This is a genomic window from Chromohalobacter moromii (assembly GCF_023091865.1).
GTDB classification, from domain to species: Bacteria; Pseudomonadota; Gammaproteobacteria; order Pseudomonadales; family Halomonadaceae; genus Chromohalobacter; species Chromohalobacter moromii.
In genome coordinates, this window is record NZ_JAHXDI010000004.1 from 252,307 (window position 1) to 264,451 (window position 12,145).

13 protein-coding genes and 1 tRNA gene are annotated in these 12,145 nt (G+C 60.1%); 7 read left to right on the forward strand and 7 right to left on the reverse strand.

Going from position 1 to position 12,145, the window contains the following annotated elements; all coding sequences use genetic code 11:
* Positions 1–44 precede the first annotated feature (44 nt).
* Positions 45–689 carry a UvrY/SirA/GacA family response regulator transcription factor gene (gene uvrY, locus KZO83_RS14105; protein ID WP_247621241.1) on the reverse strand — a complete coding sequence of 215 codons (645 nt, stop codon included), beginning with the start codon at positions 687–689 and terminating at the stop codon, positions 45–47.
* Positions 690–1,006: 317 nt separating this feature from the next.
* Here uvrY and KZO83_RS14110 point away from each other — a divergent pair.
* A tRNA-Ala gene (locus tag KZO83_RS14110) sits at positions 1,007–1,082 on the forward strand.
* Positions 1,083–1,172: 90 nt separating this feature from the next.
* Here the strand turns inward: KZO83_RS14110 and KZO83_RS14115 are convergent.
* Positions 1,173–1,346 (reverse strand): hypothetical protein, encoded by a 174-nt coding sequence (locus KZO83_RS14115; RefSeq protein WP_247621242.1) that lies wholly within the window; start codon positions 1,344–1,346, stop codon positions 1,173–1,175.
* A gap of 382 nt (positions 1,347–1,728) precedes the next feature.
* Positions 1,729–2,649, reverse strand: a complete 921-nt coding sequence (gene argF / locus KZO83_RS14120) for an ornithine carbamoyltransferase (RefSeq protein WP_247621243.1) — start codon at positions 2,647–2,649, stop codon at positions 1,729–1,731.
* Positions 2,650–2,970: 321 nt separating this feature from the next.
* Between argF and grxD the strand changes: the two genes are divergently transcribed.
* Complete coding sequence (gene grxD / locus KZO83_RS14125; protein WP_040241650.1) at positions 2,971–3,309, forward strand: Grx4 family monothiol glutaredoxin; 339 nt, start codon at positions 2,971–2,973, stop codon at positions 3,307–3,309.
* A gap of 112 nt (positions 3,310–3,421) precedes the next feature.
* Here the strand turns inward: grxD and rnt are convergent, their stop codons facing one another.
* Positions 3,422–4,087, reverse strand: a complete 666-nt coding sequence (gene rnt / locus KZO83_RS14130) for a ribonuclease T (protein WP_247621244.1) — start codon at positions 4,085–4,087, stop codon at positions 3,422–3,424.
* A gap of 210 nt (positions 4,088–4,297) precedes the next feature.
* Here rnt and KZO83_RS14135 point away from each other — a divergent pair, with 210 nt between their 5' ends.
* From KZO83_RS14135 to KZO83_RS14155, 5 genes are all read left to right on the forward strand, one after another.
* The gene (locus tag KZO83_RS14135; RefSeq protein WP_247621245.1) at positions 4,298–5,518 is read left to right on the forward strand and encodes an argininosuccinate synthase; all 1,221 of its coding nucleotides are present in this window, start codon (positions 4,298–4,300) and stop codon (positions 5,516–5,518) included.
* Positions 5,519–5,590: 72 nt separating this feature from the next.
* Entirely contained in the window at positions 5,591–5,881 is a 291-nt protein-coding gene (locus KZO83_RS14140) for an HlyU family transcriptional regulator (RefSeq protein WP_247621246.1), read from the forward strand.
* A 171-nt stretch (positions 5,882–6,052) separates the two neighbouring features.
* On the forward strand, positions 6,053–6,727 hold the full coding sequence (locus KZO83_RS14145; protein WP_178997286.1) for a glutathione S-transferase family protein: 675 nt from the start codon (positions 6,053–6,055) through the stop codon (positions 6,725–6,727).
* Positions 6,728–6,738: 11 nt separating this feature from the next.
* The gene (locus tag KZO83_RS14150) at positions 6,739–7,149 is read left to right on the forward strand and encodes a DUF1161 domain-containing protein (protein WP_247621247.1); all 411 of its coding nucleotides are present in this window, start codon (positions 6,739–6,741) and stop codon (positions 7,147–7,149) included.
* A gap of 82 nt (positions 7,150–7,231) precedes the next feature.
* Complete coding sequence (locus KZO83_RS14155; RefSeq protein ID WP_247621248.1) at positions 7,232–8,284, forward strand: tRNA-queuosine alpha-mannosyltransferase domain-containing protein; 1,053 nt, start codon at positions 7,232–7,234, stop codon at positions 8,282–8,284.
* Positions 8,285–8,306: 22 nt separating this feature from the next.
* Here KZO83_RS14155 and nth read toward each other — a convergent pair whose 3' ends face one another.
* The 3 genes from nth to metG are packed head-to-tail and all read right to left on the reverse strand — an operon-like array spanning position 8,307 to position 12,012.
* Positions 8,307–8,945: an endonuclease III gene (gene nth, locus KZO83_RS14160; protein ID WP_247621249.1), complete on the reverse strand. Its 639-nt coding sequence runs from the start codon at positions 8,943–8,945 to the stop codon at positions 8,307–8,309.
* A 7-nt stretch (positions 8,946–8,952) separates the two neighbouring features.
* A complete protein-coding gene (locus KZO83_RS14165; RefSeq protein ID WP_247621250.1) occupies positions 8,953–9,957 on the reverse strand; it encodes an RnfABCDGE type electron transport complex subunit B in 1,005 nt (334 codons plus the stop codon).
* 9 nt (positions 9,958–9,966) lie between these two features.
* Positions 9,967–12,012, reverse strand: coding sequence for a methionine--tRNA ligase (gene metG, locus KZO83_RS14170; RefSeq protein ID WP_178997297.1), 2,046 nt, complete (start codon positions 12,010–12,012; stop codon positions 9,967–9,969).
* Between the last annotated feature and the right edge of the window lie 133 nt (positions 12,013–12,145).

Genomic DNA, 12,145 nt, shown 5'->3' on the forward strand with positions numbered 1-12,145 from the left:
AGGGGCGCCGGAGACCCGCGTCGAGACACCGGCGACACCCGTTATCAGGAGGCTTCGTAGCCGTCTATCAAACCGTAACGCAGCCCCAGGTGGGTAAGCTCGACATCCGATTGCACATTGAGCTTTTCGAAAATGCGGTAACGATATGTGTTGACGGTCTTGGGGCTCAGGAAAAGTCGGTCGGAGATATCGCTGACCTTTTGGCAGTTGACGATCATCATCGCCACCTGCAGCTCGCGATGCGAGAGCTGGTCGAAGGGGTTGTCCTGCGAACCTATCTTGGACAGCACGACCTTCTGGGCAATATCCGGGCTGATGTAGCGCTGTCCCCCGAAGATGGCGCGGATCGCGCGGACCATTTCGTCGAGCTCAGTGCCCTTGCTGATGAACCCGGCGGCGCCTGCGTCCATGAGGCGCTGGGCAAACGCTTCTTCGAGAAATGCCGTCACGATCACGACCTTGATATCCGACATGCCACGCATGATTTTGCGCGTGGCTTCGAGCCCGCCGATACCGGGCATGCGTATATCCATCAATACGATATCGGGACGCATTTCACGTGCCATGTTGACGGCTTCTTCGCCATCGACGGCTTCGGCAACAACGTGCAAACCGTCTTCGGAATCCAGCATTCGGGCAATGCTGGTACGAACTAGATGGTGATCATCAGCGACAAGAACCTTGATCAAGGGAACTCCTGCAATCAATCGCCGGTTAACGAAATGAGGGTCATGGCGACCTATGTTGCGGCCATTATGTAGCGCTTCGGCTCAATGTGCTATGCAACATTTTCAATCAACCTAACAGCAATGCTGGCTTTATGCCGCCGTGGGTTTTGCACTTTCGCGCGCAGCGCGGTACCAGCTCTGGACGGCTTTTGCGCAGGGCACGTACGCATTGACATGGATGGATGGCAGTCGTAGTATATGCAGCGTTCCAAGGGCACTGTTGCGGTTATACACCCTTGTTATGAAGATAAGCGCATCGCCTAATGCGTTATCGATATGGGGCCTTAGCTCAGTTGGGAGAGCGCAACACTGGCAGTGTTGAGGTCAGCGGTTCGAACCCGCTAGGCTCCACCAGATTCGCTTGATATCAAGCCGCCGACGCAATGCGTCGGCGGCTTTTTTCGTATCGTGGCCAATGTTAAACGGCCGCCGGCAATGTTTTTCTCAGGGGCTGGCGGGGCCGCTGGCGCCGCATTCCAGACATCGGTAATGCATGCCACTTTCGGCATGGCGCTCTTCGAAGGCTTGTAGGCGCTCGTCGTCATTGATCGTCTCGCTGACGCTGCATGCCGGGCATTCGATGGTACGTTCGTTGTCGCGTTGTTCGATGAGAAACATGCTGTTCTCCTGCCGTAGTCTCGACTCGATGGAAGGCATATCTGCCGTGCGGTGACGGCAAGGCACGAAGCCTGTGAGCACGGAGCTCGTAAAGAGAAAAGTCGGCGTTTGGCGGGGTGGCGTCAACGTAGACATTGGCGACGCCCGGGTAGTAAAAAATCAACGTTCGCGGCGTGTTGTAAGCGCTCCAGCGAGTGACTTCGTCGTAAAGCGGGGTGTCGGGTAGAGTGGTGCCGAGGTAGTGAAGTTACACGAGAGGCAATTTAACGGTCGTGGCGCATGCGGCACGACAGGCTGTCGCGAAAATAATGTCGCGGAAATAGAGGAGACGATGCCATCCAAGCGGCATCGTCTCTTGCGATGGACGTGGGATGTCGACGGGTTATTCGTCGACCTTGCCGAGCAGGAGGAATTCGATCAAGGCCTTCTGGGCGTGCAGGCGATTGCCGGCTTCTTGCCATACGACGGCACGCGGGTCGTCGAGCAGCGTCGTGCTGATTTCTTCGCCGCGATGCGCGGGCAGGCAATGTAGAAACAACGCACTCTCGGCGGCATGATCGAGCAATGCCTCGGTGACCTGAAAGCCGGCGAAATCTTGCTCGCGCTTGGCTTGTTCCTCTTCTTGTCCCATCGAGGCCCAGACGTCCGTGGTGATCAGCTCCGCGCCTTGTACTGCCTGCTGAGGGTCGTGCAATATCTCCACGCGATCGCCAGCGGCCGTCACGAGGTCAGCATCCGGCTCGTAACCTGGTGGGCAGCAGACGCGCAGTTGGAAATCGAACTGCCGTGCGGCATTGATCCACGAATGACACATGTTGTTGCCGTCACCGATCCAGACCGCGGTCTTGCCTTTCACCGACCCGCGGCATTCGGTCCAGGTCATGACATCGGCCAGCAGTTGGCATGGATGATAATCGTCCGTCAGGGCATTGATCACGGGGACCTGGCTGGCGGCGGCATATTCCTCGAGCCCGGCATGCGAGAAGGTGCGGATCATGACGATGTCCACCATCTCGGCGAGTACGCGAGCGGTATCGCCGATCGGCTCGCCGCGTCCCAACTGCGTGTCTCGAGGAGAAAGGAACAATGCATGGCCGCCGAAATGCGCCATGGCAGTTTCGAAGGAAACCCGCGTGCGCGTCGAGGATTTCTCGAAAAACATCGCCAGGGTGCGATTGGTGAAAGGCGTATAGCTCGGCCCTTGCGCTTTGAGGCGGTTCTTGATCGTGATCGCACGCTGAATGAGGTGGTTAAGCTCCTCGGGTGACAAATCGAGCAAGGTCAAGAAGTGGCGTGTGGCCATGGCGACGCTCCTTTCAAATGTGATCCGCTTTCATATGTGATCCACGGCATATCAGGGCGACGACGCCCACCGGCGAAAGTGCGTGAGCGTAACAGCCAAGATGCGCCCTGAGGCCCGACTTGCTGCGACGCTCGGCCTTATAAGGGCGACATGCGGGCCGTGCGGAAAGTCGACTATCCTAGCCAGGCTACCGAGAAGGCGCAATGTCGGTGTTAAGAGGGCTGTTTTCGGCGCTCGCCATCAGTAGAATGGAGCTACATTCACCCGACGTATTGCGGCGGTGCCGGCCAATGGCAAGCCGCCCCGCGTGAGGAAACTGAGATGAGCACGACTCTCGAGAACATCCAGCAGCAAATCGGCGAAAATACGATTCTGCTTTACATGAAAGGCACGCCCCAACTGCCGCAGTGCGGTTTCTCCGCCCAGGCGGTACAGGCCGTCATGGCGTGCGGTGAGCGCTTCGCCTTCGTCAACATTCTCGACAATCCGGACATTCGTACCGAATTGCCCAAATACGCCAACTGGCCGACCTTTCCGCAGTTATGGGTCAACGGCGAACTGGTCGGCGGCTGCGACATCATCGTGGAAATGTACGAAAGCGGTGAGTTGGAGAAGCTAATCAAGGAAGCTGCAGCCAACGCCGAAACCGAACAGGAGTGAGGCGTTGAGCCGAGCGTCCTTCTGAGGGAGGGCATCGGCGCATCGAAAAGCCCTGCCGATGAACATCGGCAGGGCTTTCGTGTGGGCGGCCAGCGAGTCATGACGTGCCGCGTCAGTCTTCGTCCATGCTTTGTTCCTTCTGGGCCAGTTCCCAGCCGCCGAGATCCTTATAGCGGTTGACCATGGAGCAGAACAGCTCTGCGGTGCGTTCGGTGTCGTAACGGGCTGAGTGTGCCGAGTCGTTATCGAACTGTATGCCCGCCGCGCGGCAGGCGCGTGCCAGTACCGTCTGGCCGTAGACCAAGCCACCGAGCGTGGCGGTATCGAAACACGAAAACGGATGAAAAGGGTTGCGTTTGATGCCGTTGCGCTCGATGGCGGCATTCAAGAAGCCCTGATCGAAAGCGGCGTTATGGCCGACCAGAATGGCGCGAGTGCATTGATTGGCCTTGATCGCCTTGCGCACTGGCTTGAAGATTTCGCCCAGCGCGTCGTGTTCGTTCAGTGCCACTTGCTGGCGCAGTGGGCTATCCAGGTCGATGCCGGTGAAGTCCAGTGCAGCCTGCTCGATGTTTGCCCCGTCGAAGGGTTTGACGTGGAAGGCGTGCGTGGCATCAGGCATCAGGTTGCCTTGCTCGTCCATGGTCAGGGTCACGGCGGCGATCTCGAGCAGGGCGTCACTCTGGGCGTTGAAACCACCGGTTTCCAGATCGACGACGACAGGGAGAAAGCCTCGAAAACGTTGAGCCATCAAATCGCGTGCCTGGCCGTCGCTCATGCTTTTGCTCCCATCCCGATGCGGTCTCGATAGCGTCGCCACACGCGGGGCGGGGCGACAAAGTGGCAGCGAGTGTAGCATTTTCGCCCCTCGACGTCCCGCCGCTCGGTATTCGTCAGCCTCGCTCGGCGCTATAATCGGGTGACGTTTTCTCGCTGTGTTCGCGCAGCCGAACCATTCGATCAATATCCATCTTTTCAGGAGTCCCGCATGTCCGATGTGAACAAGGTCGTCCTCGCCTATTCCGGCGGCCTGGATACGTCCGTCATCGTCAAGTGGTTGCAGGAAACCTACGATTGCGAGGTGGTGACGTTCACCGCCGACATCGGTCAGGGCGAAGAGGTCGAGCCGGCGCGAACCAAGGCACAGGCCCTGGGCGTCAAGGAAATCTACATCGAGGATCTGCGCGAAGAGTTCGTCCGCGACTATGTCTATCCGATGTTCCGCGCCAACACGATCTACGAAGGCGAGTATCTACTGGGTACCTCCATCGCGCGGCCGTTGATTGCCAAGCGTTTGATCGAGATCGCTAACGAGACCGGTGCCGATGCCATTTCCCATGGCGCCACCGGCAAGGGCAACGATCAGGTACGCTTCGAGCTCGGCGCCTACGCATTGAAGCCCGGTGTTCAGGTGATTGCTCCGTGGCGTGAGTGGGATCTCAACTCTCGCGAGAAGTTGATGGATTATTGCGAGAAGCACGACATTCCGGTCGACTTCTCCAAGAGCAAGAAGAAATCGCCGTACTCCATGGACGCCAACCTGCTGCATATTTCTTACGAGGGCGGCATTCTCGAGGATCCCTGGGCGGAAGCCGAAGAGGACATGTGGCGCTGGAGCGTGTCGCCGGAGGCCGCACCGGAGACGCCGACCTATATCGAATTGACGTTCGAGAAAGGCGATATCGTCGCTATCGACGGCGAGCCACTCAAGCCCCACGAAGTGCTTTCCAAGCTCAACCAGCTTGGCGGCGACAACGGCATCGGGCGTCTGGATATCGTCGAAAACCGCTATGTGGGCATGAAGTCGCGTGGCTGCTACGAAACTCCGGGTGGCACCATCATGCTGCGCGCCCATCGCGCCATCGAGTCACTGACGCTCGATCGCGAAGCTGCGCATCTCAAGGACGAGATGATGCCCAAGTACGCCGAGGTCATCTACAACGGCTACTGGTGGAGCCCGGAGCGCAAGATGCTGCAGGCGGCCATCGACGAGACTCAGAGCAACGTCAACGGCGTGGTACGCATGAAGCTTTACAAGGGGAGTGCCACCGTGGTCGGGCGCAAGTCCGAGGAGTCGCTGTTCGATGCGTCCATCGCGACCTTCGAGGACGATGCAGGCGCCTACGATCAGAAAGACGCCGAAGGCTTCATCAAGCTCAATGCCTTGCGTTTACGCATCGCGGCGGCAAAAGGCCGCAATGCGAATTGATCCGCATTCACCCGCGTCGAACGTCTCCCGGGTGGGCGGCGTTCAACGCATAGTCAGCGCGCAGGAGGCTTTATGCTGAAACGACTCATCGAGGGCTTGTTTCGCAGCGGCGATGTCAATGACGAGGAAATCCCCGCGACAGACTACGAGGGCTATCTGATCACGCCGGATCCGCAGGATGCCGGCGGTCAGTATCGAGTCAGCGGCTGGATTCGCAAGCCCGTCGAAGGCGTTGAGACGCGTGAGCATCGTTTCGAGCGTTCGGACATTGTCTCCAGCCGCGAAGACTGTATCGAGTTGACGCTGCGCAAGGCCCAACGCTATATCGACGATATCGGCGACGAGATGTTCGAGGATCGCTGAGCGTTCCTGGCTATCGCGCACGCGAATACCAACGCCACTATCTTGGGAGCTATGGTCTCTGGAGTAGTGGCGTTTTTTATTGCCACGACGCCTTAGCCTAGGGCAGTGAGACCCGGGAACTCTTACCGCATAGAGTGGGCCCAACCTTTTATCATCCCGATGGAGCCGCACATGATTACCGTGCATCATCTCGACAACTCCCGCTCGCTACGCATCGTCTGGTTGCTTGAAGCTTTGCAGCAAGCCTATGAACTCGTGACTCACCATCGCGATCCGCAGACATTGCTGGCGCCGGAGAGTCTCAAGCGTCTTCATCCGCTCGGCAAGGCGCCGCTGATCGTCGACGAGGGGCTGACTGTGGCCGAGTCTGGGGCGATCATCGATTATCTGATCGAGCGTTACGACGATGGCCGCTTGGCGCCGCCGGTGGGGACGTCGGAGCATCGCGATTATCGTTATTGGCTGCATTACGCCGAAGGCTCCGCCATGCCGCCGTTGGTGATGCATCTTGTCTTTTCGCGTTTGGGCAAGCCGCCGGTGCCGGCGGTGTTGCGCCCCGTGGCGAGCAAATTGGGACAGGGCGTACAAACCAAGTTTCTGGATCCTGAGATCGAGCGGCATCTGGCTTTCTGGGAGTCCACGCTAACCGAGCATGCATGGTTTGCCGGCTCAGACTTCACGGCGGCAGATATTCAGATGAGCTTCCCCGTGTTGGCGGTCGAATCACGACGTGGCATCAAGGATTTCCCCGCCATTGTCGATTGGTTGGCGCGGGTACGTGAGCGGCCGGACTATCAGCGTGCCGTGGCGCAGACCGGCGAATTGAATCTGAGTGCGTCACGCTAGAGGAGGCGGTCATGATGAATCATTGGTGGGCAAAAGGGCTGGCATTGGGAATGATGGCGTTGCCGGTCATCGCGAGCGCCCAGGAGACACCGCAGCAAGATAATGACGGAGACCGTGGAAACACCGGGGTCATGGCCTGCGATGCCCTGCAAGATGAGATCGAAGCCAAGATTCGTGCCAATGGCGTTGAGGACTTCCAGCTCGATATTATTGCCAGCGAACGCGTCGACGAGGACGGAGTTCGCGAGGGCGATGACCTCGCCGGGGGCGAGGTCGTGGGACGTTGCGATGGCGGCACGCGCAAGGTGATCTATCGACGCGGTGCGCAAGGCAGTGGGGCGATGTCCAGCGAGGATGCCGCGCTGCCGCCCCGGGATGGGAGCAGCGAGCCCGGAGAGGGCGGTACACAGCCTGCCGAATAGGCCCGTCGTCCTCGGTGCCGACGCCACTTTCCGGTCATCGCCGCGGTTGGCTACCATGGGCCCTTTTTAGCAGGAGTCTGCCGTGAAGGCCCTATTGCTTTCCGCCTATGCTGCCATGAGTCATCGCCATTGGGCGGATGGTCTGCAGCAGCAGTTCCCCGAGATCGACTGGCGGCGCTTGGAACTGCCACCGCGGCATTTTCCCTGGCGCATCCGTGGCAACCCTCTGACTTGGCTGGGCCAGGAGAGGGACTGTCTCCATGAGGATTACGACCTGGTCGTCGCCACCTCGATGGTCGATCTGGCGACCTTGGTGGGTCTTTGCCCCTCGCTGGCACGTGCGCGCAAGGTCGTGTATTTCCATGAAAACCAGTTTGCCTATCCGCTTCCCAAGGGCCAACGCATCCGTGCCGAGCCGCTAATGGTCAACCTCTACACGGCCCTGGCAGCCGATGTCGTCGTCTTCAACAGTGCCTACAACCGCGACAGCCTATTGCGCGGGGCGCGCGACTTCCTCAAACGCATGCCTGAGCGTCTGCCGCTCGATAGCGTGCTATCACGCATCGCCGAGAAGGCCGTCGTGCTCCCCGTGCCCATGTCCGAGGAGACGCCAAAGCCCGCGCGCTTGGGGCGAAGAGTTCTATGGAATCATCGTTGGGAATACGACAAAAATCCCGAGGCGTTCTTCACGGCACTGGAAACTTTGACCACGCGGGGCATCGATTTCGAGGTGGCGGTATTAGGCCAGCAGTTCCGCGATCAGCCGCCGGTCTTCGAGGCGTCGCGTGCGTGGCTGGGCGAGCGTATCGTGTGCTGGGGTGAGCAGCCCGGCGATGTCTACCGAGATATGCTTGATAGCGCCGATATCGTGGTGTCGACGACCGATCATGAATTCCAAGGGCTGGCGGTCATGGAGGCGGTGACGCAGGGCTGCGTACCGCTGGTGCCGGATCGCCTGTGCTTTCCCGAGTATTACGCGTCGGCGTATCGCTACGCGGGCGATCAGACGACGCTCGAAGCCACACTCGCGCAATGGCTGACCGACCCGGCCTCGCGCCCGGGGCTGCCCGACGCGCGAGCCTGGCAATGGCCTGCGTGGCGTGATGCCTATCGCGAGGTGCTCATAGGGACATAAGCGCTGTGATAGATGTCACGCGTCAGCCGATCTCGGTCTTCTCCTTGTACTCGCAGAGATCCTCGATCACGCAGCTACCGCAGCGCGGCTTGCGCGCCACGCAGGTGTAGCGTCCATGAAGGATTAGCCAGTGATGGGCATCGTGCAGAAAATCCTTGGGCACGTGGCGCATCAGCTTTTGCTCTACTTCGAGAACGTTCTTGCCTGGCGCGATACGCGTGCGGTTGGCGACCCGGAATATATGCGTGTCCACCGCCATGGTCGGCTGGCCGAACGCCGTATTGAGAATCACGTTGGCGGTCTTGCGGCCGACACCGGGCAGCGCTTCCAGTGCCTCGCGGGTGTCCGGCACCTCGCCGCCGTGCCGTTCGAGCAACAGGTGACAGGTTTTCATCAGGTTGTCGGCCTTGCTGTTGTACAGGCCGATGGTCTTGATCTTGTCCTTGAGCCCATCGATGCCCAGGTCGAGGATACCTTGTGGGGTATTGGCGATGGGAAACAAGCGCGCCGTGGCCTTGTTGACGCCGACATCCGTCGCCTGGGCCGAGAGCAACACCGCCGTCAGTAGCTCGAAAGGCGTCTGCCAGTGAAGTTCCGTGGTCGGTGTGGGGTTGTTATCGCGCAGGCGCGAAAAGATCTCGTAGCGTTTTTGAGCGTTCATGGGCGAATTACGTCGATGAGGGAGAATCGAACGCGGCGCGTGCGGCGTCGAGCATGCGCTGGGCCTCGTCGACCTGGCCGTATGCGGCCTCGCGGCTGGCGGCATCGCCGTGGCGCTCGGCGTGCGTGACTTGCTGGCGAGCCTTGCGCAAGGACTGCTCAGCGGCTTTGACGGCCATGCGCCGATGGTGTGTGGTAGAGGTGTCGGCGCGCGGTGCCTGCGCGCTGCCGAGTTGCCGATCGATATCCGCCAGGCGCGAGGTCAGCGTCTCGGCGCGTTCATCGAGCGCTCGGCGTGCCTCGGGATCTAGCCCGTCGCGCTGACGTTGACGTTCCACACGCTTGAGTCCGGCAACCAGCGTGGCACGCGTCGCCTTGAGTGACGTGGTATCCACGCCGTCGGTGTCGTTGTGTTGTATTGGCTGAGCGGAACCCGTCTCGCGATTGGCTTTTGCCGATGCGGCCGCCTGACGACGTTCGCGTTTGCGACGTTTTTCCTCGGCCTGGCGGGCGAGACGTTGCTGGCGTGCCTCGTAGCGTTGTCGACCCAGTTCGGCACGTTTGGCCAAGTAGGCGTCTTGCTGGGCTTGGGTCTCTGCCGCGAGCCATTCGGGATGCGGCAGGATATCGATGCAGTCGACCGGGCAGGGCGCGACACACAGTTCGCAGCCGGTGCATTCCCCGGCGATGACGGTATGCATCTGCTTGGCCGCGCCGAGGATGGCGTCTACCGGGCACGCCTGGATGCACTTGGTACAGCCGATGCACTCTGCCTCGCGAATATACGCTACCTTGGGAGACTCTGCAGGCTGCGCGAGGGGCTGGCGCGCTTGACCTGTCAATTCGGCCAGACGCGCCATAGTCGCCTCGCCACCGGGCGGGCATTTATTGATCGCCTCGCCGGCGGCCATGCCTTCGGCATAGGGGCGACAGCCGGGATGCCCGCACTTTCCGCATTGCGTCTGCGGCAGTTCGGCGTCGAGGGTCTCGATGAGCGCGGGATTAGCGGACACCTTACCTCCTCAAGTCACGCGCTGGCCGGGTTCCGCGCCGCTGTCCGGTGACAGCAGATAGATACCGCCCTCCTGGTCGCCAGCGGCCAGCACCATGCCTTCCGAAACGCCGAAACGCATCTTGCGCGGCGCCAGGTTGGCGACCATGACGGTCAAGCGTCCTTCCAGCGCCTCGGGCGCATAGACGGCGCGAATGCCTGAGAAAACGGTGCGTGTCTCGCCACCCAGGTCGAGCGTCAACTTGAGCAGCTTCTTGGCGCCTTCGACGTACTCGGCCTTGGCGATACGCACGATGCGCATATCGAGCTTGGCGAAATCGTCGAAGCCGATTTCATCGGCGATTGGATCGTCGGCCAGCGGGCCCTTGGCCTGTTCCTTGAGCTTTTGCTCCTCGGCGAGCACTTCCTTGGAGGCCTCGGTCATTTGCGCGATTCTATCGGTGTCGACACGCGTCATCAGCGGCTTGAACTTGGCGATGGTGTGGTCTTCGAGCACGTGATGTCGGCTTTCCCAGTCGAGAGAATCGACCTGTAGAAAGACGCGTGCCTGCTCCGCCATGGTCGGCACCACAGGTTGTAGGTAGACCATCAGCACGTGGAAAAGGTTGATTCCCACCGAGCAGATATCGAGCACTTCCTGCTCGCGACCTTCTTCCTTGGCGAGTACCCAGGGCGCTTTGTCGGCGATATAGGCATTGGCCTCGTCGGCGAGCTCCATGATCTTGCGCATGGCGCGGCCGAATTCGCGCGTTTCGTAATCGGCGGCGATCGCCTCGCCGGCGTCAGCGAAGCGCGCCACTAGCTCTGGCTCGGCACAGCGCGCGGCGAGTTGGTTGCCATTGAGCTTCTTCACGAAGCCTGCACAGCGGCTGGCGATGTTGACCACCTTACCGACCAGGTCCGAGTTCACGCGCGAGGCGAAGTCCTCGAGATTGAGGTCAAGATCGTCGACCCCGGCGGTGAGCTTGGCGGCGAAGTAGTAGCGCAGATATTCCGGGTTGAGATACTCGGCGTAGGTCTGCGCCTTGATGAAGGTACCGCGCGACTTGGACATCTTGGCGCCGTTGACGGTAACGAAACCGTGGCAATTGACGCCGGTCGGCGTGCGAAGCCCGGCGCCCTCCAACATCGCTGGCCAGAATAGGGCGTGGAAGTAGACGATGTCCTTGCCGATGAAATGATAGACCTCTGCTTCCGAGTCGCGGCGCCAGTAGCTGTCGAAGTCGATGCCTTCACGCTCGCAGAGGTTCTGGAAGCTGGCCAGATAACCGATTGGCGCGTCCAGCCAGACATAGAAATATTTGCCCGGCGCATCGGGGATCTCGAAGCCGAAATAGGGCGCGTCGCGGGAGATATCCCACTCGTTGAAGCCTGACTCGAACCATTCCAGTAGCTTGTTGCGGATCTGCGGTTGCACATGACCGCCATTGATCCAGCCCTGCATGAAGTCGGCGAAGTCGGGGAGCTTAAAGAAATAGTGCGTGGAGGTGCGAACTTCCGGCGTAGCACCGCTGATCGCCGAGACCGGACCGATCAGCTCGGCCGGCGTGTAGGTCGCACCGCACGCTTCGCAGTTATCGCCGTATTGATCGTCGCTATGGCACTTGGGGCAGGTGCCCTTGATGAAGCGGTCGGCGAGGAACAAGCCCTTGATCGGGTCATACATCTGCTCGATGTCGCGCGTTGAGATATGCCCGGCATCGCGAAGCGCTGTATAGATGCGCTCGCTGTGCTGGCGGTTCTCTTCCGAATGCGTCGAATGATAATTGTCGAACGCCACTCCGAAGCGGGCGAAATCGGCTTGGTGTTCGGCGCTGACGTTGCTGATCAACTGCTCGGAGGTAATGCCTTCCTGCTCTGCGCGCAACATGATGGCGGTGCCATGGGCATCGTCGGCACATACATAATGGCACTCGTGGCCGCGGCTCTTCTGGAAGCGCACCCAGATATCGGTCTGGATGTACTCGAGCAAATGGCCCAGGTGAATCGAGCCGTTGGCATAGGGCAGGGCACTGGTAACCAGGATCTTGCGCTTGGCGTTGGCGGTAGTCGGCATGGTGGCTCTAATGACGAAAGTCGGAAACGAAAGAAGGCGTCGCGAATGACATCGACGAAAAGGCGATTGTAGCCCGCTTGGCGCTTGGCTGCATCCGTGATGCGGAAGACAACATTGACGCGGCCGATGCGCT